This is a genomic window from Bradyrhizobium sp. USDA 4474 (assembly GCF_054057515.1).
Window position 1 is genome coordinate 5,925,469 of the sequence record NZ_JBSRZJ010000002.1, and the last position, 24,112, is coordinate 5,949,580.

At 64.4% G+C, this 24,112-nt stretch carries 22 protein-coding genes; 13 read left to right on the top strand and 9 right to left on the bottom strand.

Going from position 1 to position 24,112, the window contains the following annotated elements:
• Positions 1 to 50 precede the first annotated feature (50 nt).
• From ACVW16_RS29465 to ACVW16_RS29475, 3 genes are read right to left on the bottom strand one after another with little or no spacing between them, the layout of a single operon-like run.
• Positions 51 to 965: an SDR family oxidoreductase gene (locus tag ACVW16_RS29465; protein WP_456702516.1), complete on the bottom strand. Its 915-nt coding sequence runs from the start codon at positions 963 to 965 to the stop codon at positions 51 to 53.
• Positions 966 to 971: 6 nt separating this feature from the next.
• Positions 972 to 2,111: a thiolase C-terminal domain-containing protein gene (locus ACVW16_RS29470; protein ID WP_456738109.1), complete on the bottom strand. Its 1,140-nt coding sequence runs from the start codon at positions 2,109 to 2,111 to the stop codon at positions 972 to 974.
• Between the two features lie 3 nt (positions 2,112 to 2,114).
• Positions 2,115 to 2,528 (bottom strand): Zn-ribbon domain-containing OB-fold protein, encoded by a 414-nt coding sequence (locus tag ACVW16_RS29475; RefSeq protein ID WP_456702518.1) that lies wholly within the window; start codon positions 2,526 to 2,528, stop codon positions 2,115 to 2,117.
• Between the two features lie 207 nt (positions 2,529 to 2,735).
• Between ACVW16_RS29475 and ACVW16_RS29480 the strand changes: the two genes are divergently transcribed.
• The 9 genes from ACVW16_RS29480 (at position 2,736) to alkB (ending at position 10,950) form a co-directional block, all read left to right on the top strand.
• Entirely contained in the window at positions 2,736 to 3,983 is a 1,248-nt protein-coding gene (locus tag ACVW16_RS29480) for an amino acid ABC transporter substrate-binding protein (protein ID WP_456738110.1), read from the top strand.
• A gap of 40 nt (positions 3,984 to 4,023) precedes the next feature.
• On the top strand, positions 4,024 to 4,950 hold the full coding sequence (locus tag ACVW16_RS29485; protein WP_456738111.1) for a branched-chain amino acid ABC transporter permease: 927 nt from the start codon (positions 4,024 to 4,026) through the stop codon (positions 4,948 to 4,950).
• Positions 4,943 to 5,863, top strand: coding sequence for a branched-chain amino acid ABC transporter permease (locus ACVW16_RS29490; RefSeq protein ID WP_456702521.1), 921 nt, complete (start codon positions 4,943 to 4,945; stop codon positions 5,861 to 5,863). Before ACVW16_RS29485 ends, ACVW16_RS29490 begins: the two co-directional genes overlap by 8 nt.
• Positions 5,853 to 6,584 carry an ABC transporter ATP-binding protein gene (locus tag ACVW16_RS29495; protein ID WP_456702522.1) on the top strand — a complete coding sequence of 244 codons (732 nt, stop codon included), beginning with the start codon at positions 5,853 to 5,855 and terminating at the stop codon, positions 6,582 to 6,584. The genes ACVW16_RS29490 and ACVW16_RS29495 overlap by 11 nt, the downstream gene beginning before the upstream one ends.
• Positions 6,574 to 7,293: an ABC transporter ATP-binding protein gene (locus ACVW16_RS29500; protein WP_456738112.1), complete on the top strand. Its 720-nt coding sequence runs from the start codon at positions 6,574 to 6,576 to the stop codon at positions 7,291 to 7,293. The genes ACVW16_RS29495 and ACVW16_RS29500 overlap by 11 nt, the downstream gene beginning before the upstream one ends.
• 42 nt (positions 7,294 to 7,335) lie before the next feature.
• Complete coding sequence (locus ACVW16_RS29505; protein WP_456738113.1) at positions 7,336 to 8,685, top strand: amidase; 1,350 nt, start codon at positions 7,336 to 7,338, stop codon at positions 8,683 to 8,685.
• On the top strand, positions 8,678 to 9,364 hold the full coding sequence (locus ACVW16_RS29510; RefSeq protein ID WP_456738114.1) for a DUF2848 domain-containing protein: 687 nt from the start codon (positions 8,678 to 8,680) through the stop codon (positions 9,362 to 9,364). The genes ACVW16_RS29505 and ACVW16_RS29510 overlap by 8 nt, the downstream gene beginning before the upstream one ends.
• A gap of 176 nt (positions 9,365 to 9,540) precedes the next feature.
• Entirely contained in the window at positions 9,541 to 10,287 is a 747-nt protein-coding gene (locus ACVW16_RS29515) for a 2OG-Fe(II) oxygenase (protein ID WP_456738488.1), read from the top strand.
• A 9-nt stretch (positions 10,288 to 10,296) separates the two neighbouring features.
• Positions 10,297 to 10,950 (top strand): DNA oxidative demethylase AlkB, encoded by a 654-nt coding sequence (alkB, locus tag ACVW16_RS29520; RefSeq protein ID WP_456738116.1) that lies wholly within the window; start codon positions 10,297 to 10,299, stop codon positions 10,948 to 10,950.
• A 54-nt stretch (positions 10,951 to 11,004) separates the two neighbouring features.
• Here the strand turns inward: alkB and ACVW16_RS29525 are convergent, their stop codons facing one another.
• Genes ACVW16_RS29525 through hpaH form a run of 6 tightly spaced genes read right to left on the bottom strand, consistent with a single transcriptional unit; the run spans position 11,005 to position 17,304 of the window.
• A complete protein-coding gene (locus ACVW16_RS29525) occupies positions 11,005 to 12,630 on the bottom strand; it encodes a thiamine pyrophosphate-dependent enzyme (protein WP_456702528.1) in 1,626 nt (541 codons plus the stop codon).
• 19 nt (positions 12,631 to 12,649) lie between these two features.
• Positions 12,650 to 13,519 carry a fumarylacetoacetate hydrolase family protein gene (locus ACVW16_RS29530; RefSeq protein ID WP_456738117.1) on the bottom strand — a complete coding sequence of 290 codons (870 nt, stop codon included), beginning with the start codon at positions 13,517 to 13,519 and terminating at the stop codon, positions 12,650 to 12,652.
• A gap of 3 nt (positions 13,520 to 13,522) precedes the next feature.
• The gene (gene hpaD, locus ACVW16_RS29535) at positions 13,523 to 14,506 is read right to left on the bottom strand and encodes a 3,4-dihydroxyphenylacetate 2,3-dioxygenase (RefSeq protein ID WP_456738118.1); all 984 of its coding nucleotides are present in this window, start codon (positions 14,504 to 14,506) and stop codon (positions 13,523 to 13,525) included.
• 27 nt (positions 14,507 to 14,533) lie between these two features.
• Positions 14,534 to 16,072 carry a 5-carboxymethyl-2-hydroxymuconate semialdehyde dehydrogenase gene (gene hpaE, locus ACVW16_RS29540; protein WP_456738119.1) on the bottom strand — a complete coding sequence of 513 codons (1,539 nt, stop codon included), beginning with the start codon at positions 16,070 to 16,072 and terminating at the stop codon, positions 14,534 to 14,536.
• Positions 16,065 to 16,463 carry a 5-carboxymethyl-2-hydroxymuconate isomerase gene (locus ACVW16_RS29545; protein ID WP_456702532.1) on the bottom strand — a complete coding sequence of 133 codons (399 nt, stop codon included), beginning with the start codon at positions 16,461 to 16,463 and terminating at the stop codon, positions 16,065 to 16,067. The genes hpaE and ACVW16_RS29545 overlap by 8 nt, the downstream gene beginning before the upstream one ends.
• 34 nt (positions 16,464 to 16,497) lie before the next feature.
• Positions 16,498 to 17,304 carry a 2-oxo-hept-4-ene-1,7-dioate hydratase gene (gene hpaH / locus ACVW16_RS29550; RefSeq protein WP_456702533.1) on the bottom strand — a complete coding sequence of 269 codons (807 nt, stop codon included), beginning with the start codon at positions 17,302 to 17,304 and terminating at the stop codon, positions 16,498 to 16,500.
• Positions 17,305 to 17,417: 113 nt separating this feature from the next.
• Here hpaH and hpaR point away from each other — a divergent pair, with 113 nt between their 5' ends.
• The 4 genes from hpaR to ACVW16_RS29570 all read left to right on the top strand — a co-directional run bounded on the left by hpaR (position 17,418) and on the right by ACVW16_RS29570 (position 24,106).
• Positions 17,418 to 17,933: a homoprotocatechuate degradation operon regulator HpaR gene (gene hpaR / locus ACVW16_RS29555; protein ID WP_456702534.1), complete on the top strand. Its 516-nt coding sequence runs from the start codon at positions 17,418 to 17,420 to the stop codon at positions 17,931 to 17,933.
• Positions 17,934 to 18,273: 340 nt separating this feature from the next.
• Positions 18,274 to 19,050, top strand: a complete 777-nt coding sequence (locus tag ACVW16_RS29560; protein ID WP_456702535.1) for an HpcH/HpaI aldolase family protein — start codon at positions 18,274 to 18,276, stop codon at positions 19,048 to 19,050.
• 94 nt (positions 19,051 to 19,144) lie between these two features.
• Positions 19,145 to 20,668 (top strand): UxaA family hydrolase, encoded by a 1,524-nt coding sequence (locus tag ACVW16_RS29565; protein WP_456702536.1) that lies wholly within the window; start codon positions 19,145 to 19,147, stop codon positions 20,666 to 20,668.
• Positions 20,669 to 20,836: 168 nt separating this feature from the next.
• Positions 20,837 to 24,106 (top strand): transglutaminase family protein, encoded by a 3,270-nt coding sequence (locus ACVW16_RS29570; RefSeq protein ID WP_456738120.1) that lies wholly within the window; start codon positions 20,837 to 20,839, stop codon positions 24,104 to 24,106.
• Positions 24,107 to 24,112: the final 6 nt, after the last annotated feature.

Below are 24,112 nucleotides of genomic sequence, written 5' to 3' on the forward strand. Positions count from 1 at the left end.
GCAGCGAATAGAACCCTGTTCGCCATTCGCTGCTCACTATTCGCGCAACCTCAAACCGGATCCCAGGGGAAGATATCCGCCGAGCGATCCAGCTTGTAGAACGAGCCCTTCAGCGCCGGCATACCATGTTCCGCGATCGTCTGCGGCGTCCAGCCTTCGCTACGATGCACCGAGCGCAGCGGACGGTTCTGGCTGAACAGGAACAGTTCGTTCATGCGCGCACCGAAGATCTGCCCGGAGACATCCTTGGCGGCATCGGAGAGCAGGTAGGCGCAGATCGGCGCGATCTTTTCGGGTCCCATCTGCTTGATCTTCTCGACCCGCGCCTTCTCCGCCTCGGTCTCGGTCGGGATGGTGCCGATCATACGGGTCCAGGCGAACGGCGAGACGCAGTTCGAGCGCACGTTGAAGCGGCCCATGTCGAGCGCAATCGACTTGGACAGGCCGATGATGCCGAGCTTGGCGGCGGCGTAATTGGCCTGACCGAAATTGCCGATCAGACCGGAGGTCGAGGTGAAGTGCACGAAGGAGCCGCTCTCCTGCTCGCGGAAGATACGCGCGGCGGCATGGCTGACATAGAACGAGCCCATCAGATGCACCTTGATGACGGCCTCGAACGCTTCCACGCTCATCTTGTGAAAGATCATGTCGCGCAGGATGCCGGCATTGTTGACGACGCCGTCGAGCCGGCCGAAATGATCGGTCGCGGTCTTCACGATCTTGCTGGCGGGCACGGCTTCCGCCACCGACTCGAAGTTGGGCACTGCGACGCCGCCGCGCTTCTTGATCTCCTCGACCACCTCCTCGGCAGGTGTCGCGCTCGAGCCGGCGCCGTCGGCGGCGCCCCCGGGATCGTTGACGACGACCTTGGCGCCCTCAGCCGCACAGAGCAGCGCGATCTCGCGGCCGATGCCCCGGCCTGCGCCGGTGACGATGATGACCTTGTCCTGCAGTGATTTGCTCATGTGGGGTTACCTCTCGTTCGTGAACACGATCGTGCCTGATGCGGCGAACATGCCGCCAACGCCGTGGCACACCGAAATCTTCGCGCCAGGGACCTGCGCCGGCGCGATGCCGCGCATCTGGCGCACGCTCTCCTGGAGCGCGTACATGCCGTACATGCCGGAATGCATGTAGCTCAATCCGCCGCCATTGGTGTTGAGCGGAAGCTCAGCTCCCGGCCGCGTGTTGCCATCCGCGATGAATCTGCCCGTCTCCTCGTATGGCATGAAGCCGAGATCGCCGAGGCCGAACAACGGCAGATGTGCAAAAGCGTCGTAGATCATGAGGTGATCGACGTCGCTGTGCGCGATGCCGGCCTCCTTGAAGGCGAGCGGCCCTGCAGTCTTGAACGCACGCGAGGAGTTGAACGTCTCCATCTGGCTCACCATCGGCGTTTCCACGCTCTCGCCGGTGCCCATGATGTAGACGGGCTTGCGAGGAAAATCCTTGGCACGGTCGGCCGAGGTCAGGATCAGCGCGCCGCCGCCGTCAGTGACGAGGCAGCACTGCAGCAGGCGGAACGGATAGGCGATCATGCGCGAGTTGAGGACGTCGGCGACCGTGATCGGGTCCTTCATCGTCGCGCGCGGATTTCTCGCGGCCCATTCACGCTGCACCACCGCGACCGAGGCAAGCTGCTCATGGGTGATGCCGTAGGTCTTCATGAAACGCAGCACGGGGATCGGGAACATGCTGGGCGGCCCGTAGACACCGTAGGGGGCCTCGAACTGGCCCTGCAGGCTGTCGGCCGGGATCGAGCGTGGCGCCTTGCCGATCATCGACTTGCCGCTCTCGGCATGCGTGATCAGCACGGTCTTGCACAGGCCGGCCTCGATCGCCGCAGCCGCATGGCGAACGTGCAGCATGAAGGAGCAGCCGCCGACAGAAGTGCCGTCCACCCAGGTCGGCTTGATGCCGAGATAGTGGCAGACCTGCTGCGGCGTCTCGACGGCTGTGGCGAAACCGTCGATGTCCGACAGCTTCAACCCGGCATCGGCGACGGCGTTGAGCGCCGCGTCCGCGTGAAGCTGGAGCTGCGACATGTTGGGGATCACGCCGAGCTCGGTGGTCTCGGCCGCACCGACGACGGCAACCTGGTTCTTGCGCATGATCTAGCCCTTCGCCGGACGGAACACGGGGAGCGTGATCTTGTCGTCGAGCGCCTCGAAGGCGACCTCGAGCTTCATGTCGAGCTCGAGTGCCTCAGGCGTCTGCGGACAGTCGATGATGTTGCTCATCATGCGCGGCCCCTCGGCGAGCTCGACCACGGCGATCGCGTAAGGCGGCGTGAAGCCGGGTGCGGCGGGGCGATGGTTGATCACGTAGCTGTAGAGGAAACCCTTGCCGCTGGCCTGGAAGACGGAGACCTTGCGCGAAGCGCAGGACGGGCAGAACGGACGCGGCGGGAAATAGACATGCGCGCAGGCGTCGCAGCGTTGCAGGCGCAATTCGCCGGCTTTCGTGCCCTCCCAGAAATGCTGGGTTTCCGGCGTCGGTTTCGGTCGCGCGCGCTGCGGTTCGGCCATCTCGGCAGCTCCTCCCAAAGGCGAAAGCCTGATGCTCGCCCCGTTTCAATCTTGATGCGCCAATTGACTGTCGCGCGTCAACGGTCCAGCACTGAGATCTGCAAGCCATGTATTCCACCATGCGCACAATTGCGGTTGGCATGCTTGTGTGTCAGTAGGGCCGCACGGTACATTGATGCCGAGACAAGAAGAGATCGGGAGGATTCCATGTTGAGAACACTGGGCGTTGCGCTGATTGCAGGTCTGACCTTCGCTGCGTCGGCCCTTGCTGCGGACGCGCCGGCCGAGATCAAGATCGGCACGCTTTACGCGTCGAGCGGGCGCTATGCCTCCATCTCGATGCCTGTTCACTACGGACTGAAGCTGTGGGCCGACCAGAAGAACGCCGAGGGCGGCGTGTTTGTGAAGGCGTTCGACAAGAAGATCCCGATCAAGCTCGTTGCCTATGACGACCAGAGCAACACGGCGACCGCGGCCACGTTGTATAATCAGCTGATCACCCAGGATAAGGTTGATCTTCTGGTCGCCGATTCCGGCTCGGTGCTGACCGCGCCTGCGGTTGCGATTGCCCGCGACCACAAGATGTTCCTGTTCAATCAGACCGGCACCGGCGCCAGCTTCTTCTCCAAGGACAATCCGTACATCGCCTTGATGGCCGATCCGGTGTCGACCATCTGGCCGAAGCCCGTCGCCGATTTCGTTTCGCATGATGGGCCCGGCCTCGGCATCAAGAAGATCGCGATTCTCTACGCGACCAACGAGTTCACGGGCACGCAGGCGAATGCCTTCCGCAAATTCGTCAAGGACTCGGGCGCGCCGATCGAGATCGTCTACGATCAGGGCGTTCCGACCGAGACGACCAACTACACCGTCATCATCAACAACATCGCCAATACGAATCCGGATGCGGTGATTCACTTCGGCTATGCGCCGAACGACATCGCGTTCCTTCGCAACGTCCAGGACGTCGGCGTCAACTTCAAGATGCTGTTCTCTATCTATGCGGGTCTGGAGACGGAGCTGCTCGAAAAGAACGTCGGCGAGAAGGGCCTCGAGCACGTCTTCACCTACGTCCCGCCGCAGGAGCTGAAATATCCGGTGAACTTCGGGATGAACATGGACGAGTACAAGGCGGCCTGGGACAAGAAATATACCGACGGCAAGGTCGAGTTCGGCTTCAACTCGGTCGCCGGATATACGACGGCTCTGGTGATCGAAAAGACCCTGTCGGTCGCGACCAGCCTCGATCAGCTGGAGCTGCGCAAAGCCGCCTTCAGCCTGTCCAATCAGCTGAAGACGCTGGACGGGACCTTCGCGCTCGACGAGATGGGCGGCCAGATCGGCGAACTCACGCCGCTCGGCCAGCTCGAGCTTGGCGATCACGGCCACATCAAGTTCATCTCGATCTATCCTCACGAGACGGCGACCGGAAAGCCGGTCTATCCGCGGCCATGACGGACAAACCTGCTGCGCGAAACCCGGGAGCCGGCTTGCGATGTTGACCTACGCGTTGGTCGCCGGCGTGCTGTTCGGGCTGTATTTCAGCCTGGTCGGTATGGGACTCAATCTCGTCTTCGGCGTCATGCGCATCGTCAATCTTGCGCATGGCGACGTGTTGATGCTCGGCGCCTTCGTGGCGCTGGGCGTCGTCACCCTGGCGGGGATAGACCCGCTGTTCGCGGTGCCGCTGGCATTCGTCTTGTTTCTGCTGGTCGGCACGCTGCTCTATTGGGTGCTGGTGCCGCGCCTGCAGGGATCCGCAAATCCGGAAATGCTGTCGATCATCCTGTTTTTCGGCCTCTCGCAGGTGGTCGAAGCCATCACCACGATCTTCGCAGGCACTAGCGAGCGCTCGATCCAGAGCCGGCTGCTCGGCACGGTTTTCTCGACCATCCAGGCGCAGCTGTTCGGCGGCAAGCCTGGGCCGAGCGGCCCCGTTCGCATCCTCGGTCAGGGGTTTCCTGCGCCCTGGGTGATCGCGGCGGCAACCAGCCTGGTCGCGATCGGCCTTGTCTACGTTTATCTCTATCGCACGCGGCTCGGCACTTTGACGCGCGCCGTGATGTCGCGACGCGACGAGGCGCTGGCCTCGGGCATCGACGTCGATCGCGTCTCGGCCGCGGCCTTCGGAATCGGACTTGGGCTTGCTGCGGTTGCGGGCGTGTTTGCGCCGTTCATGTTCGGTTCGATCACGCCGGCTTTCGGTGCTGACGCGACCGTGACGTCGTTTGCGATCGTCGTGCTGGGCTCGCTCGGCAATCCGCTCGGCACTGCGCTTGGTGGCGTCGTCTACGGCGTCTGCTACATGATGGTGCAGACCTATCTCAGCTCGTGGGCCGACCTTCTGCCCTACGTGCTGCTGATTCTGATCCTCTTGCTACGTCCGAGCGGCCTGCTTGGAAGGCGGGTGCGCGTTGCCTAGTGCCGTCAAGCATGTGCTGCTCATCCTGGTGCCGTTGATCGCCGCGTTCGCGATCCTGCCGGGCCTCTACCAGAATCATCTGCTGCTGTTCAATTTCGTCACGTTCCTGATCCTCGCGCAGGGCGTCAACATCATCTACGGCTTCACCGGCTATCTACCCTTCGGCTACGTCGGCTTCTTCGGGGCCGGTGCTTACGGATTTGCGGTGCTGGTGATGCACTACCAGTCGCCGGCGATCGTGGCGGTGCTGGCGTCGGGGCTGGTCGCCGTCCTGCTCGGCCTCTTGCTGACGCCATTGCTGCGGCTGTCCGGTGCCTATTTCGCCATTGCCAATCTCGCTGCGTCACTGGCCGTGCTGCATCTTGTCGCCAACCCCGCATTGGAGGGCATCACCAAGGGGCCGTACGGCGTGTCGCTGACGGGCACGTTCAACCCGACATACGCCTACTATGCGGCCCTGGTCGTGCTGGCGCTGACGGTGGGCGGCGTCGTCTTCCTGAAGAACTCGAGCTTCGGGCTGGCATTGCAGGCCGTCCGCGAAGACGCGGTGAGCGCGTCGATGTCCGGGGTCAACGTCGTCAAGATGCGTATCGCCGCATGGCTCGCGTCGGCTCTGGTGGCGGGGCTCGCGGGCGGCATTTATGCCTGGTACGTCTCCGTGTTTTATCCCGACAACGTCTTCAGCGGCGATTTCAGCATCTTCGCGATCGTCTTCGCGCTGTTCGGCGGTGTTGCGACGATCTCCGGTCCGATCATCGGCGTCTTGATCCTGTACGGCGTCTACAACCTGATCGGGTTCACGACCCCGCAATATTTCCAGCTCATCTACGGTCTCCTCATCATGGGGTTGGTGTTGTTCCTGCCGGCGGGCCTGGTCTCGCTGGCGACGCGGAGGGGCTGGAATGTCCCCTGATACGAAACCCATTCTCAGCGTCCGCAAGCTGGTGAAACGCTTTGGCGGCTTCGTCGCACTCGACGGCTTGAGCTTTCATGCCGCGCCAGGTGAAGTGTTGGGGCTGGTCGGTCCGAACGGGTCGGGAAAGACTACGGCCATCAACGTGATATCAGGCCTCTACGCACCTGATGGCGGAGACGTCGTGTTCGACGACGTCTCCATCGGCGGCACTGCGTCCCACAAACTTGTCCATCGCGGTATCAACCGGACTTTCCAGGTGCCGAAGCCGTTCATGTCGCTGACCGTACGCGAGAACGTCAGGGTGGCCTTGGCCTACGGGCACATCGGAGGAACGCCGCCGGGGCTCGACGCGCTGCTTGACGAATATCGGCTGGCCGCCGTCGCGGATCGGCCGGCCGCCGATCTCAACAGCGCGCAGCAGAAGATGCTGGATCTGGTTCGCGCGTTGGCCACGCGACCACGCCTGCTGCTGCTCGACGAGCTCGCAGCCGGGCTCAATCCCGCCGAGCTCGACTGGATTGCCGAGCGGATCAAGCAGCTTGCCGCAAGCGGCATGTCGATCATCGTCGTCGAGCATCTGATGGGGTTCATCGAGCACATCACCGATCGGGTCATCGTTCTCAATGCCGGCAAGGAGATCTTCGAAGGCAAGCTCGCTGCGGCCGTGAAGGAACCGCAGGTGATCGAGGTGTTTTTGGGAGGCGAGCATGCCGCCTGACTCAACGCCTCTTCTTCACGCAGAAGGCGTCGATGCGGGCTACGGCACCATGCAGGTGCTGTGGGGCGTCGATCTCGATGTCAAAGCGGGCGAGACGGTGCTGCTGCTCGGCGCCAATGGTGCCGGCAAGACCACGTTCCTGAAATCGCTGGTCGGCCTGGTCGAGGCCCGTCACGGCAGCATCGCGCTGGCCGGGCAGAATATCGCGCATATGCGCTCCAGTGACCGCATGAAGCTCGGCATGACCTACATGTCGGAGCTCGCGGTGTTTCCCGACCTGTCGATCGAGGAGAATATCCTGGTCGGGGCTCAGGCGCTGGGACATGCCAATCCCCGCCGGCGACTCGACGAGCTCTACGGTCTGTTTCCTGTGCTGCGCGACAAGCGTCGCGACGCGGCCTCCAGCCTGTCGGGCGGACAGCGCAAGATGCTCGGGATCGCCAAGGCGCTCGCGGCCGAGCCGAAGCTTCTCGTCATGGACGAGCCCTCGGCCGGGCTGTCGCCCCTGTTCGTCAAGGAGGTCATCCGCATTCTGAACGGCCTGCAGGGGCGCGGCATCGCGCTTTTGATCGCCGAGCAGAATATCGGTTTCCTTGAGGTGGCAACGCGCGTATTTGTTCTGGAAGGCGGGCGCATTCGCTTCTCCGGCAGCGTTGCCGAGATGACCGACAACGAGGCGCTGCGGCGCGCCTATTTTGGATTGAAATAGCGCGGCGACGTTGTGGCCGCGCCCGACGCAGGCGAACCAGACATGCCGAATGCCCCGACCCTCGCTACATTGGCCGACGACCTCGAAAGCGGCCGTACCACCTCGCGCAAGCTGGTCGAGGCCTGCATCGCCAGGATCGCCGATCCGGCCGGCGAGGGGCAGCGCACCTTCATCCATGTCGACAAGGATGCTGCGCTCGCGACGGCCGATGCGATGGATGCCCTGCGCAAGGCCAAGGCCGCGCCGTCGCGCTATGCCGGTATCCCGGTCTCGATCAAGGATCTGTTCGACATCAAGGGCCAGGTGACCCGCGCCGGGTCCCGCGCGCTCGACGATTCCCCGCCGGCCGAGCAGGACGCCGCCACGGTGGCGCGGTTGCGCAAGGCCGGCTTCGTCGTGATCGGCCGCACCAACATGACCGAGTTCGCCTATTCCGGCATCGGCATCAATCCGCACTATGGCACACCCAAAGGCGCCTGGAACCGGGCCGAGGGCCACGTGCCCGGTGGCTCGTCCTCCGGCGCCGCCGTCTCCGTGCTGGATGGCATGGCGCACGGCGCGCTCGGCACCGACACCGGCGGCTCCTGCCGCATTCCCGCCGCCTATAACGGCATCGTCGGCTACAAGCCGACGCAGCGCCGCGTGCCGCTGGACGGTTCCGTGCCGCTGTCGTTCTCGCTCGACAGCATAGGACCCCTGGCGCGATCGGTCAGCTGCTGCGCCATTCTCGATGCGGTGCTCGCGAACGAGGCGATCACAGCGTTGAAGCCGCGCCCGGTGAAGGGAATGCGGCTGGCGGTGCCGACCACCATCGCGCTCGAGGATCTCGATTCAGCGGTTTCCGAGACGTTCGAGCGCGCGCTGAAGTCGCTCGCCGATCACGGCGCCATCATCGAGCGGATCGAGATGCCGGAGTTCCACGACATCGGCCCGATGAACGCCAAGGGCGGCTTTGCGGCCTCCGAAAGCTTCGCCTGGCATCGCTACCTCATCACCTCCAAGGGCGACGTCTACGACCCCCGCGTGTCCGTGCGCATCATGCGCGGCGAGGCGCAGAGCGCGGCCGACTACATCGATCTCCTCAACGAGCGCCGCTCGTTGATTGCGCGGGTCAACGCCCGCATCGCAGTCTTTGACGGGCTGGTGCTGCCGACCACCGCCAACACTCCGCCGAAGATCGCTGATCTCGCCGACGACAAGGCCTTCACCACCCAAAACATGCGCGCGCTGCGCAATTGCACCCTGATCAACATGATCGACGGCTGCGCCATCTCGCTGCCGGCGCATCGCGAGGGCGAGGTGCCCGTCGGCCTGATGCTTGCAGGCGCGGGTGGCTCCGATCGCCGCATCTTGGAGCTGGCTGCGGGCATGGAGGCCGTCATCCGTGTTTGACCTCACTTTCACCGTCGACGCGGAGGATACCACCACGCCGCTGACGCTGGCGATCGATCAGATGGTCATCGCCGGCTGGACCGGCCGCGATCCCGTTGCGCGCGACAAGCACATCGCCGAGCTGCAGGAGATGGGTATCGCCCCGCCGGCCTCCACCCCGATCTACTACCGCGCCTCGGCGCGGCGGCTGACCCAGGAAGACAGCATCGAATGCACCGGCGGAGACTCCTCCGGCGAGGTCGAGTTCGTGCTGATCGGCTGGCAGGGGCGCATCTTCGTCGGGTGCGGTTCCGACCACACCGACCGCAAGGTCGAGGCCTACAGCGTGACTGTCTCCAAGCAGATGTGCGACAAGCCGATTGCCTCGACGCTCTGGGAGCTCGAGGACGTCATCGGCCATTGGGACAAGATGATCCTGCGCTCCTACGCCACGATCAACGGCGAGCGCGTGCTCTACCAGGAGGGCACGCTGGACGCGATGCTGCCGGTCGCCGACCTGATCGCGCGAGGCTTCGAGGGCGGAAAATTCCCCGACGGCTGCGCCATGTTCGGCGGCACCTTCGCCGCCAAGGGCGGCATCCGCCCGGCCGAGCGCTTCGATTTCGAGCTCGAGGATCCCGTGCTGAAGAGGACGATCAGGCATGGCTACGACGTGGTGACGCTGCCGGTGAGGGGCTGATCTCTCTCCGCCGTGGTGGCGCGCGCCGCAGCTCTCTCCTCCGTCATTGCGCGCGAAGCGATCCAGACCGGTTCCGCGGTGGGACTCCGGATTGCTTCGCTCCGCTCGCGATGACGGAGAGGGACTCATCGGAAATCGGGTGGCGGAGCGAACGTCCGGCTGCGAAGGTGATTGCCATGACAATGACCGCACGTAAATCAGCTCAACTTTCGCTTCCTGACCTCGCCTCCCATGTCGAGGCCCTCGACTGGCCCCAAATCGCCGCCGAACTCGATTCCCACGGCTGCGCCGTGTTGAAGGGCCTGCTCACGCCCGACCAGTGCCGCGCCATCTCCGCCCTCTATCCCGACGACGAGCACTTCCGCAGCCGCATCGTCATGGGGCGCCACGGTTTTGGCCGCGGAGAATACAAATACTTCTCCTATCCGCTGCCCGATATCATCGCCCAACTGCGCCCGGCGCTCTACGCACATCTGCAAGGCGTCGCTAACAGCTGGAATGAGGCAATGGGGATCGACATCCGCTATCCCACGGCGCATGCGACCTTCCTGAAGCGCTGCCACGAGGCGGGGCAGCCGCGGCCGACGCCGCTGCTGCTGCAATACGAGGCTGGCGACTACAATTGCCTGCATCAGGATCTCTATGGCGAGCACGTGTTCCCGCTTCAGGTCGCGATTCTCCTGTCCGAGCCCGGCCGCGATTTCACCGGCGGCGAGTTCGTCCTGACCGAGCAGCGCCCGCGCATGCAGTCGCGCGCCGAGGTGGTTCCGCTGGCACAGGGCGATGCGGTTGCTTTCGCTGTGCATCACCGTCCGGTGCAGGGGACGCGCGGCACATATCGCGTTAATCTGCGCCATGGCGTCAGCCGGATCAGGTCCGGTCAGCGCCACACGCTGGGTGTGATCTTTCACGATGCCAAATGAGCGCCGCGATTGACGGCTGATCTGTTCGATAGCGTTGCCGAGGCCCAGCCGTCGCGCGAGGAAATCGCCGTCGGCGCCGTGCTGCTGCGCGGCTTCGTCAGGCCGATCGAAAGCGAGCTGATCGAAGCAGTGCGCGCCATCGTGGCGCAGTCGCCGTTCCGCCGCATGACGACGCCCGGCGGCTACCAGATGTCGGTCGCCATGACCAATTGCGGCGAGCGCGGCTGGATCACCGATCACACCGGCTATCGCTATGATCCCATCGATCCGCGCACCGGCGCGCCGTGGCCGGCGATGCCGCAAGTGCTGCGCGATCTCGCCCGCCGCGCCGCGGAGCAGGGTGGCTTCCAAAGCTTTGCGCCCGATGCCTGCCTGGTCAATCGCTACGAGCCCGGCACGCGGCTGTCGCTGCATCAGGACAAGGACGAGCTGGATTTCTCGGCACCGATCGTCTCGGTCTCGCTCGGCCTGCCCGCGACCTTCCTGTTCGGCGGCCTGGCGCGCGCCGACAAGCCGCGCCGTTTTCGGCTTGTTCATGGTGACGTCGTGGTCTGGGGCGGGCCTAGCAGGCTCGCCTTTCACGGCGTGGCGCCGCTCGCGGCGGGCGAGCACCCGCTGCTCGGGCGCATCAGGATCAATCTGACGTTCCGCCGGACGCGCTGATTTCCGGCTCCCGCGAGGGGAGAAGGGAAGAGTTCCGGAAAGCCGATGTCTCGTCTACGGCTTCGGCGGGTGAATGAACGCCCACGGGCTGACTTCCGAATCTCTCGTCACCTCGACCGAGATCAGATAGGGGCCGCCATGCGCGAGCGCCTTCTCCATCGCCGCCTTGAACTGATCCGGCGCGGTGACGCGCGCGGAGGCGACACCAAAGGATTCCGCCAACTTCACGAAGTCGGGATTGACCAGATCCGACGCCACCACGCGGCCGTCGAAGCGTTCGCGCTGGTCGCGGCGGACATTGCCATAGGCGTTGTTGTTGAACACCAGCGTCACCACGCCGATGTTGAACTGCACGGCGGTGGCGAGTTCCTGCACGCCGAACATGAAGCCGCCATCGCCGGTGATCGCCACCACGGGCTTGTCAGGATTGGCGACCTTGGCGCCGAGCGCGGTCGGGAAGCCGGAGCCGAGCGTGCCCTGATAGCCCGAGGTGATGAAGGTACGCGGCTGGTAGATCGGAAAGCCGTACCAGGAGGCGAAGCCGAACTGGGACAATTCGTCTGTGACGATTGCGCTCGCCGGCAGAACCTCACGCAAAATGTTGAGATAAGCCATCTGCGGCTGGACGCGCTGGATCTCTGCCAGCGCGGCCGCACTGGCCTCGCGGATCGCGGCGCGGCGGCTCGACGCCTTGCTGTAGCCCGCCTTGCTGACGGCGGCGGCGAGATCGGCGGTTGCGGCCTTGGCGTCAGCGACGATCGCGGTGTTCGACGGGTAGCGCCGCATCTCGACGGGATCGATGTCGATGCGGATGCTCTTGAGGCCGTCGGGCTGGTATGGCCAGCGCGACATGGTCGGCAACTCCAGCCGCGTGCCGATGCCGATCATCAGGTCCGTCTTCGGCCACAGCTTGTAGGCGGCGGCCATGGTCAGGCCAAGCTCGTGCGCATTGGAGACGATGCCGCGGCCGCTGCGGAAGGCGACCACGGGTGCATCGATCATTTCGGCCAGCTCGAGGATTTCCTCGCGCGCCTCGATCGCGCCGCTGCCGACGAAGATCATCGGCGCCTTGCTGCCTTTGATGAGCGCGGCGGCCTGCTTGATCATGTCAGGGTCGGGTTGCGGCGCGGGCAGTGGCTCCAGCACCTGCGCTGCGGCGGTGTCGGCGCGCTGCGTAAAAATGTCCCAGGGCATCTCGACCGAGGCGGGGCCGCGCCGGCCTGAGGTCATCTCCTGGAAGGCTCGTGCCACGGTGGTCGGCGCGTTAGCCGGATGTTCGATACGGTCAGCCCATTTCACATAGCTGCGCAAGGTGGCGAGCTGATCCGGCATCTCGTGCAGATGGCCGCGCCCCTTGCCGAGAAATTGCGTCGGCACCTGGCCGGTGACGCACAGCACCGGCTCGTTGCAGCCGAAGGCGGTGAGCAGCGCCGCGCTCGCATTGAGCACGCCGGGGCCGGGCACCACGCTGAATACACCTGGCTTGCCGCTCGAACGGGCATAGCCGAACGCCATGTAGCCGCAGGCCTGCTCGTGCCGCGCGCCGATGACCTTGAGCCGGGCTTGGTGGAAGGCGTCGAACAGGCCGTAGACCTGTGCGCCGGGCAGGCCGAACACGGTGTCGACACCGTGGGCGACGAGCCCGCTTACGATCGCTTCGCCGCCGGTGAGGGTGGTCATTGCATCATTCCAATCTTGTTCAGGCTTCGTCGACGACACCGTTGCGCAAGATGCCGATGCCTTCCGCGGCGACCTCGATCAAATCTCCGGGCTTCAGATAGCGCGGCGGATCGAACCGCGCACCGGCGCCGGTCGGCGTGCCCGTGACGATGATGTCGCCGGGCACGAGCGTCGCGAAGGTCGAGATATAGCTGATGAGATAGCGGAACGGAAACATCAGCCGGCTGGTGCGGTCGTCCTGCCTCAGCTCGCCGTTGACATGCGTGGTCAGGCGGATATCGGCAAGCTGGGCTTCCCTGGTGTAAGGCACCAGCCATGGCCCGAGGCTGCCGCTGGAATCGAAATTCTTGCCCTGCGTGACGTTGAATTTGGCGTGGCGCAGCCAGTCGCGCACCGAGCCTTCGTTGCAGAGCGTCAGTGCGGCGATGTGATCGAGCGCGGCGCTTCCCTTGATGTGCCGGCCCTCCTTGCCGATCACCAGCACGATCTCGCCCTCGTAGTCGAGCTGCGCCGAAGCGTGCGGACGCACCAGTGGCGTGTCGTGGCCGACGAATGAGCGTGGCCCCCGCATGAACATGCTCGGATATTTCGGCGCGTCCTGGCCGTCCTTGTACTCGGCATTGCGGTCAGGATAGTTGACGCCGATGCAGATGATCTTTTCCGGTGCGGGCACCGGCGGCAGCCAGGTGATCTCGCTGAGCGCGTGAACCGGCGTGCGGCCGGCGGCTTCCTCGGCAAGGCTCACCAGCTTGCCGGCCGCGATGATCTCGCGCAGCGTCGGATAGTCTTTCGCATAGCGCGCCGAGAGATCGACAATGCCGCCCTCCAAGACGGCGCCGTAACGGGTTTCACCCTTGACCGAGTAGGTGGCGAGGCGAGGGAGTTTCATGGCTCAATCCGCCACCAGCACGTCGGCCACGAATTTCGGCTCGCGCACGGCCTGGCCCGGGAACGGCGAGCCCTGCTCGAACCAGGAGCGCGGCGCCGGCGCGCCCCACAGCGTCTGGCGGCGCGGATCGCGCAGCGACCAGCGCAGCGGTTCGTGGTCGTGATCTCCGGTAAAGTAATCGCTGGTGTAGAGCTCCAGCCGATGTCCATCAGGATCGCGGACGTAAAGGAAGAATGCGTTCGAGATGCCGTGACGGCCGGGGCCGCGCTCGATGTTCTTGACGAAACCTGCGGAGGCCATGACGTCGCAGAGATGGATGATGTTCATCGCTGTCGGCGTCCAGTAGGCGAAATGATGCAGCCGCGGGCCCTTGCCGTTGGTGATCGCAAAATCGTGGACATTGCCCTTGCGATGCATCCAGGCCGCCGCGATGCGGCCATTCGGTCCGTCCTCTTCGGCGTATTCGGTGAGGCGGAAGCCGAGCCGCGCGTAGAACTCGACGGTGTCCTGCACCTCGGCCGCAAATACGTTGAAATGATCGAGCCGCTGCGGGTGGCATCCCCGGTAGAGATCGAAGCGGCGCAGCAGATGCGGTCGGCGCTCCATCGCCGCATAGAGCTCGATCTCGAAGCCGAAGGGGTCGGTGAATTGCAGCGTGCGGCCCTGGAACGGCTGATCGACGAAAGCGTAGCCAAGACCGTTCTCGGAGAGAAACTTTGCCGCCTTGTCGAGATCGCCGTCATTGCCGACCTTGAAGCCGAGCCGGTTACAGGCCGGCACCGCCGCCTTGCGCAGCACCAGCGAGTGGTGCTGATGCTCTTCGGCCGCGCGCAGGTAAACGACGTCATCGTCGGAATCCTCGACATGCAGGCCGACGACCGTCTCGTAGAACGCGCGGCTCAACTTCAGGTCGGTGACGCCGAGCACGACGTGGCTGGAGCGGATGATGTTGAACGGCGGCTCGAAGATATGTTGCGGTACGGGCATTTGCGTTTCCCCTCGGAGCGACGAGCGTCAGAGTCCCAGTTTCTGGATCTTGTGCGTGCCCCGCGCCAGCGAGACATGCTTGGTCTCCATGTAGAAGTCGAACGAGTAGTCGCCGCCGTCGCGGCCGATGCCCGAGGCCTTCATGCCGCCGAACGGCGTCGGCAGATGGCGGACGTTTTCCGAGTTCAGCCAGATCATGCCGGCCTCCAGCGCGTCGGCGACGCGCAGCGCGCGGCCGACATTGTCGGTCCAGACATAGCCGGTGAGACCATAACGGATGTCGTTGGCGATCTCGATCGCTTCTGCTTCGTCCTTGAAGGGCAGCACGGTCAGGAAGGGGCCGAACACCTCCTCCTGTGCCACGCGCATCTTGCCGTGCGCACCTGTGACCAGCGTCGGCTCGACATAGTGGCCGCCGCCCGGGCCGTCATAGGCCTTGCCGCCGACCGCGATGGTGGCGCCATCCTGGCGCGCGACGTCGAAGTAGGAGCAGACCTTTGCCAGATGCCTCTCGTGGATCAAGGGCCCGATCTCGGTCGCGGGATCCAGGGGATGGCCGACCTTCAGCGCCTTTACGCGCGCCGTCAGCTTCGCCACGAATTTTTCGGCGATGGTCTGCTGGACCAGCAGCCGGCTCGAGGAGGTGCAGCGCTCGCCATTGAGCGAGTAGATCATGAACACGACGGCATCGAGCGCGCGGTCGAGATCGGCATCGTCGAACACGATCACCGGGTTCTTGCCGCCGAGCTCGAAATGAACGCGTTTCAGGGTCGGCGCGCCCTGGACCATGATGGCGGAGCCCGTCGCGCTCTCGCCGACGAAGCCGATCGCCTTGATGGCGGGATGTTCGGTCAGCGCCTTGCCGGCTTCTTCGCCGAAGCCGTGCACGGTGTTGAGCACACCGTCGGGCACGCCGGCGTCCTTGGCGAGCTTTGCCAGAACAGCGGCCGTCACCGGCGACCATTCGGCCGGCTTGTGCACCACCGTGCAGCCGGCTGCGAGCGCGGGAGCGATCTTCCAGGTTGAGAGCATGAACGGCGTGTTCCAGGGCGTGATCACGCCGACCGGGCCGATCGGGACGCGCGTCGAAATGTTCCAATGCTCGTCGCTCGGCGTACTGAGGCCATCGCGCGCCTCGGCGCATTTGTCGGCGAAGAAGCGGAAATTCTCGGCCGCCCGAATCGCGGCCTTGGCCATGAAGCGATAGGCCTGCCCGGTGTCGATGCATTCGAGCACGGCGATGTCTTCGGCGTTGTCCTCGATCGCGTCCGCGACGCGATGCAGCAGCTTCTTCCGCATCGCGGGGCCCATGTCCCGCCAGGATTTGAACGCGAGCGCGGCGGCGGTGGCCGCGCGATCGATATCCTCGGCGTTGCCCCGGGCGACGCTCGCGAGCGTTGCACCATCCACCGGCGATTTCGTCTCGAACCTCTCGCCCGAGATCGACGGGACGATCTTGCCGTCGATCATGTGATCGATCCCGTCCGCCTGCAGCTTCTTCAGCAGCGGCGCTGCGCGGTCGCGATTGGCCTGGAACATGTCGGCTTTGGGTGTTGGCTTATCCATGGGCTGTCTCCACTTTCAGGGCGTCGTGGATGTTGTTGCGCTTCCAGCTGGTGTCCTTGTCGTTGATCTGCATGTCGAACGACAGGGCGAACTTGCCGGCGGTGAAGACAGGATCAAGATGCTTCGAGAGCGCCTGGAAGACGTGCTCACCCGCTTTCTGGCGAGTCGGAAGATCGCGCCCCTCGCCGATGCGCAGCACCATGTCCAGGAAACCGTAGTCCTGCCCGGCGTCGGCGATCGCATAATGCTCGCATTTGATGGCGCGGACGCGGATGCCGCCGAGCGGGAAGATGCCCGTCTCGACCGCGGCCTTGCGCACGACTTCGCAGACGGCGCCGATGTCGAGGCGGCTGTCGAGATTGGCCGAATATTCGATCGTAAAATGCGGCATGGCGGTTTCATTCCCCGTGTCGTCTTATTGCTTTCTAAGCGAAGTAGCAGCTGACCGAGCCGTAGGCGCCATAATCGGCTTGAATTGTGTCGCCCCTGCGGGTCTCGATCGGACGGATGAAGGAGCCGGCGAGCACGATCTGGCCGGGCTCCAGCGCAAGCCCGAGCGGCGCGATCTTATTCGCGAGCCAGGCCACCGATGTGGCGGGATGGTTGAGCACGCCGGCCGCAAGGCCGGTCTCTTCCAGCTGACCGTTCTTGAAGCAGAGCGCACCGATCCAGCGCAGGTCCGCCTGCAGCGGCCGGATCGGCCGGCCGCCGAGCACGATGCCGGCATTCGCGGCATTGTCTGCGATGGTATCATGGATCTTGCGCGTGGCTTTGGTGTTGGGGTCGACGCGCTCGATGCGCGTGTCCAGGATCTCGAGCGCCGGCACCACGAAGTCGGTGGCGTTGAGCACATCGAACATGGTGCAATCGGGTCCTTCGAGCCGCTTGCTCATGACGAAGGCAAGCTCAGCCTCGACGCGGGTGGCGATGAAGCGCTCGCTCGGGACGAGGCCGCCATCGGCGAAGAACATGTCGTCGAGCAGCACGCCGGAGTCAGGCTCGTTGATGTCAAGCGCGCTCTGCATCGCCTTCGAGGTCAGGCCGATCTTGTGGCCTTTGACGCGGCGTCCCTCGGCAACCTTGATATCGACCCACGCCTTCTGAATCGCGTAGGCATCGGCGATGGTGATGTAAGGGAAGTCCTGCGAGAGCTGCCGGATCTGCACGCGGGTCTTTTCCGCCTGGTGCAGACGGTTCGCCGAAGCCTGGATATCGTCTTTGGAAAGCGCCATTGATGATCGACCTATGTCGCGGTGCCGGGAGATGCTTAACATGTTAAGTGAATGGGTCAAACACAATTTGAACTTTGCTGCACTGCAAACGTTTCGCGGTCTGAAAGGGCGTCATGGTGAAAAGACCCGCTGACCCCGCCAACGGCGACGCATCTGCGGCGCGACAAGTGCCGATGCGCGATTTCTCGCGCTCGCTGCCGATGTCCTTGCTCAGGGCACGCGAAGCGGTGATGCGGCAATTTCGTCCCAATCTGCGCGAGCACGGTCTGACCGAGCAGCAGTGGCGCATCCTGCGCGCGCTCGCCGCCATCGAGGCCGCCGAGGTGACGGAACTTGCGCGTACCGCGTTTCTCCTCGGGCCGAGCCTGTCGCGGATCCTGCGCGATCTCGAGGCGCGCAATCTGATCGAGCGCAGGACGGCAAAGACGGATCAGCGCCGCAGCATGGTCTCGATCTCCAGGGAAGGCGTCAAGCTGATGGCGTCGGTCGCGCCGTCCTCCGAGGCGATCTATGCCGAAATCACGCAGCGTTTTGGCGCGCGCAAGCTCGCCGAGTTGCAGGAGATGCTTGGAGAGCTCGAAGAAAGTCTGGCGGGACTAGGCGGCGACGGGACTGGTGCCGAGGAGTGAAAGCGCATACGCGCGGCCGGGCGACGCCAGCCAAGGACATCGCCGGTGTTTTTCGGTCAAAGGCGCTGATTCCCCGCAATCCCGAGTAGAAAAAACCCCGATAGACCGCACCAGGGCAGCATTCTCTTGCCGGACGGCACCGGGGCGGCGATAGTGACCGCACCTCGCGAGGCCGTCAGCTAAAGCGCGACCGCATAGGTCTTGCGTCATTGCGAGCGTAGCGCGGCGGCCCGGTTCGCGGTAACAGCGAGATCGTGCTGTGGCGGCGCCCAGTGCGGGACGAAGGTCCAATAACACCGTCCAAGAACACGGTCCCAAACGAACGAAGAAGGAAGGCAACGTGGCGAATAAGGTCAAGGAAATCTGGAAGTCGGGCAAGGCCGTCGTCAATGCGTGGCTGGCTATACCCTCCGGCTTCTCGGCTGAGATGATCGCGCAATGCGGCTTCGACAGCGTCACGGTCGACATGCAGCATGGCGTGCAGGATTATCTGTCGATGGTGCAGTGCTTCCAGGCCATGGACAAGCATCCCGTGACCCCGATGGTCCGCGTGCCCTGGAACGAGCCCGGCATCATCGGCAAGGTTCTCGACGGCGGCGCCTATGGCGTGATCTGCCCGATGGTCAACACGGCCCAGGAAGCCAGGAACCTCGTTTCCTATTCCAAATATCCGCCGCAGGGCGTCCGCTCAAACGGCCCGATCCGCGCCGGCATGTACGGCACCGCAGGCTCTTATCAGAAGACCGCGAACGCCGACACCATCCTGCTGCCGATGATGGAGACGAAGACGGCTGTCGAGAACATGGAAGCGATCTTCGACGTCGAGGGCATCGACGGCGTCTATATCGGGCCGTCCGATCTCGGTTTCTCCTACGGCCTCGAGCCGAAGCTCGATCGCACCGAGCCCGAGATCCTCGCGATCTACGAGAAGATCATTAGGGAGTGCGGCAAGCGCGGCCTCAATGCGGGCATCCATTGCAGCGGCGCCGAAGGTGCTGCGCGAGCCATCAACATGGGTTTCAAGCTGGTGACGCTCTCAAACGAGGTTGGCCTGATGACCACCTACGCCAAGATGCAGGTCAACGCGACCCGCAAGGATTCGGCCGGCAAGGCCTAGGAAACTTGCGAATGGCGAATGGGGAGTAGCGAATAGCGCTACTCCCCTTTTCCATTCGGAACTCGCCACTCACTATTCGCCCAAGGAGACTCCCATGACCATCAGCCCCGTCATCCGCCTCCATCCCGATGATGGCGTGCTGATTGCGCGCGCGAGCCTGCCGCCGGGGACGGTCGTCGCCGACGGCGTGACCACTGTCGAGCGCATTCCCTCCGGCCACAAGGTTGCGATCAAGCCGTTCGCCGTCGGCGAGCCTGTCATCCGCTACGGCCAGATCATCGGCTTTGCGACCGCGCCCATCGCGCCGGGCCAGCACGTGCATGTGCAGAACATCGGCATGGGCGATTTCGCCAAGGACTATGCCTATTGCGCCGACGTCAAGCCGACGCCGAACTTCGACCTGCCGGCGACCTTCGAGGGCATCCGCCGTCCTGACGGCCGCGTCGCCACGCGCAATTACATCGGCATCCTCACCTCCGTGAATTGCAGCGCGCATGTCGCGGGCCTCGTCGCCGACGTCTTCAAGAAGAATCCCTTCACCGGCGACAATCCGCTGGCCGAATTCCCCAACGTCGACGGCGTGGTCGCGCTGACCCACAAGACCGGCTGCGGCATGACGCAGAACGAGCCGCTCGCGCTGCTCCGCCGCACGCTCGGCGGCTATGCGCGGCACGTCAATTTCTCCCACGTCATCGTGCTCGGCCTCGGTTGCGAGGTGAACCAGATCGGCGGGCTGATGGAAGAGCAGAAGCTCGCCGGCCGCCTGCGCGCGATGGACATCCAGGAGGTCGGCGGCACCCGCAAGACGGTGGAAGCCGGCATCGCCTTCGTGCGCGAGGCGCTCGCCGACTCCAATAAGGTGAAGCGCGAGCCCGTGCCGGTGAGCGAGCTCACCGTGGCGCTGCAATGCGGCGGTTCGGACGGTTATTCCGGCGTGTCGGCCAATCCGGCGCTGGGTGCGGCGAGCGATCTCATCGTGCGTCACGGCGGTACCGTCATTCTGTCGGAAACGCCGGAGACCTACGGCGCCGAGCATCTCTTGACGCGCCGCGCGGTCAGCCGCGAGGTCGGCGAGAAGCTCGTCGATCTGATGCGCTGGTGGGACGAATACACTGAGCGCGAAGGCGCCGAGATGAACGCCAATCCGAGCCCCGGCAACAAGGCCGGCGGTCTCACCACCATCCTGGAGAAGTCGCTCGGCGCGATGGCGAAGGCGGGCACCACCAATCTCGTCGACGTGCTGCGCTACGCCGAGCCGGTGACCAAGCGCGGCTTCGTGTTCATGGACACGCCCGGCTACGATCCGGTCGCCGCAACCGGCCAGGTCGCCGGCGGCGCCAATCTCGTCTGCTTCACCACCGGCCGCGGCAGCGTGTTCGGCTGCAAGCCGGCGCCCTCGATCAAGCTTGCCACCAACACGCCCATGTACAAGCGCATGGAAGAGGACATGGACGTCAATTGCGGCACCATCCTCGAGGGCGAGGAGACCGTCCAGGAGTGCGGCCAGCGCATCTTCGATCTCATCCTGAAGACCGCCTCGGGACAGCGGACCAAGAGCGAAAGCTTCGATTTCGGCGGCGCCGAGTTCGCGCCCTGGGTGTTAGGGGCGACCATGTGAGAGGGGCGAATGGCCAACAGGGAGTAGCGAATAGAGCAAGTCTTCGGCAATTCGCCGTGCGCTACTCACCACTCGCCCGTGCCGTAGGCACGCACTGCCCGTTGTTAGTGCTTGATCGAGGTCACATCAGGTGTTCTGCTCAAAAAAGCTGCTGGAGCACCGCACCCCGTGTCGATCTACGTCGCACTGCATCACGTCACGCACTACAAATACGACCGCCCGATCGATCTGGGACCGCAAACCATACGCCTGCGGCCGGCGCCGCACACGCGGACGCCAATCCTGAGCTATTCGCTCAAGGTCACGCCATCAAATCATTTCGTGAACTGGCAGCAGGATCCGCAAGGTAACTGGCTCGCCCGCTACGTCTTCCCGGAAAAGACCACCGAGCTGAAATTCGAGGTCGACTTCACGGCGCAGATGACGACGGTCAATCCGTTCGATTTCTTCGTCGAGCCCTACGCCGACAGCTTTCCGTTCGAATATCCCCGGGATCTCAAGAGCGAGCTGGCGCCGTATCTCGAGACCATCAAGCCCGATCCAGCGTTCGCCAAATATCTGGCCTCGATTCCGCGCGAGGCGCCGAACACGGTCAACTTCCTGGTCGAGCTCAATCGCGAACTGCAGAAGAAGATCAACTACATCATCCGCATGGAGCCTGGCGTGCAGACGCCGGAGGAGACGCTGACCTCCTGCGCCGGATCATGCCGCGACTCCGCCTGGCTGTTGATCCAGACCTTCCGTCATCTCGGTCTCGCCGCCCGTTTCGTCTCCGGCTATCTGGTCCAGATCCGCCCCGACATCGACCCGATCGAGGGACCGCCCGAGGTCGAGAACGACTTCACCGATCTGCACGCCTGGGCCGAGGTTTACCTGCCCGGCGCGGGCTGGATCGGCTTCGATGCGACATCAGGCATGTTGGCAGGCGAGGGGCACATCCCCGTTGCCGCCACGCCGCATTATCGCTCTGCCGCGCCAATCTCCGGCGCTGCCAGTTTTGCCGAAGTCGAGTTCGCCTTCGACATGAGCGTGCGACGTATCCGCGAGGCGCCGCGCATCACAAAACCGTTCTCCGACGAGTCGTGGGCGCGACTCAACGATCTCGGCGAGCAGGTCGATGGCGATCTCGCGGCGCAAGACGTGCGGCTCACCATGGGCGGCGAGCCGACTTTCGTGTCCGTGGATGATCTCGAAGCGGCGGAATGGAACACGGAAGCTGTGGGCCCGACCAAGCGCGCCCTTGGCGACGAACTGATCCGCCGCCTGCGCACGCGCTTTGCGCCGGGCGGTCTGCTGCATTACGGGCAGGGCAAGTGGTATCCGGGCGAGAGCCTGCCGCGCTGGGCCTTCGGCCTCTACTGGCGCAAGGACGGCGCGCCGATCTGGAAGAATGCCGACCTGATCGCGAAGATCGAAAATCCCAGGCGGGCCCAGACCGAGGACGCCGAGGATTTCATGGAAGGTATGGCCGCGCGTCTGGGGCTCGATCCCGGCTACATCATCCCGGCCTACGAGGACACGGTCTACTGGCTTCAGAAGGAAGCCGAGCTTCCGCTCAATGTCGATCCCTCCAACTCGCAATTGTCCGATCCCGAAGCGCGTGCGCGCATGGCGCGGGTGTTCAATCAGGGCCTCCGCGCGCCACGCGGCTTCGTGCTGCCCGTGCAGCGCTGGAATGCGCCGCCGCGCTGGCGCAGCGAGCGCTGGCAACTCCGGCGCGGTCACCTGTTCCTGTCGCCGGGCGATTCCCCGCTCGGTCTGCGCCTGCCGATCGGCTCGCTCGGCTACGTGCCGCCCAATCAATATCCCTATGTCGTCGAGCAGGACCCGATGGAGGCGCGCGGCAAGCTTCCGGTGTTCACGCTCCCCGAGCGCCCGAAAGCGCCGCCGCGGGTCGCGCCCGAGCAGCTCAACACGTCGATTCCCGTCCGGACCGCGCTGTCCATCGAGCTTCGCGACGGCGTGATCTGCGCGTTCATGCCACCGGTCGAGCGCATCGAGGATTATCTCGAACTGGTCGCGGCGGTCGAGGCCACCGCCGAGGAGATGCGGCTCCAGGTCCATGTCGAAGGCTATGCCCCGCCATTCGATCCGCGCATCGAGGTGATCAAGGTGACGCCCGACCCTGGTGTCATCGAGGTCAACATCCAGCCGGCGCAGAGCTGGCGCGAGGCGGTCGAGATCACCTCCGGCCTCTACGAGGACGCCGGCAAGGTGCGTCTCGGCGCCAATCGCTTCCTCGTCGACGGCCGCCATACCGGCACCGGCGGCGGCAATCACGTCGTGATCGGCGGCTCGAGCCCGCAGGATTCGCCGTTCCTGCGCCGCCCCGATCTGCTGAAGAGCCTCGTGCTGTACTGGCAGCGGCATCCGTCGCTGTCCTATTTCTTCTCCGGCCTCTTCATCGGCCCGACCAGCCAGGCGCCGCGCATCGACGAAGCTCGCCATGACAGCATCTACGAGCTCGAGATCGCGCTCTCGCATGTGCCGCCGCCGGGCTATCAGGCGCCGCTATGGCTGGTGGACCGGCTGTTCCGGCATCTGCTCGTCGACATCACCGGTAACACCCATCGCGCCGAGATCTGCATCGACAAGCTCTATTCGCCTGACGGTCCCACCGGGCGGCTCGGCCTCGTCGAATTCCGCGCGCTCGAAATGCCGCCGGACCCGCGCATGTCGCTGGCGCAGCAACTCTTGATCCGCGCGCTGATCGCAAAATTCTGGCGCGAGCCGCAACAAGGCAAGTTCGTGCGCTGGGGCACCGCGCTGCATGATCGCTTCATGTTGCCACATTTCATCTGGGAAGATTTCCAGAACGTGCTCTCCGAACTCAAGACATCAGGTTATCCGTTCGAGCCGGAATGGTATCTGGCCCAGCTCGAATTTCGCTTTCCCGCCTTTGGCCGCATCCACCATGGTGGCGTGACGCTGGAATTGCGCCAGGCCCTGGAGCCCTGGCATGTGCTCGGCGAGGAAGGGGCGGCCGGCGGCACCGTGCGCTACGTCGATAGCTCGGTCGAGCGGCTTCAGGTCAAGGCGGAGGGTTTTGTGGAGGGCCGCCACGTCGTGGCCTGCAACGGCCGCCGCCTGCCGATGACCTCGACCGGCCGCTCAGGCGAGGCCGTGGCGGGCGTCCGCTTCAAGGCCTGGCAGCCGGCCTCCGGCCTGCATCCGACCATCCCGGTCCACGCGCCCCTGACGTTCGACCTGATCGACACCTGGAACGGCCGCTCGCTCGGCGGCTGCGTCTACCACGTTGCCCATCCCGGCGGTCGCAACTACGACACCAAGCCCGTCAACACGTACGAGGCCGAGGCGCGGCGGCTGGCGCGCTTCCAGGACCACGGCCATACGCCCGGCCCGATGCAGCCGCCGCCCGAGGAACGCACAAATGAATTTCCGCTGACCCTCGACTTGCGGACACCGCTCCTGCAATGAGTATGG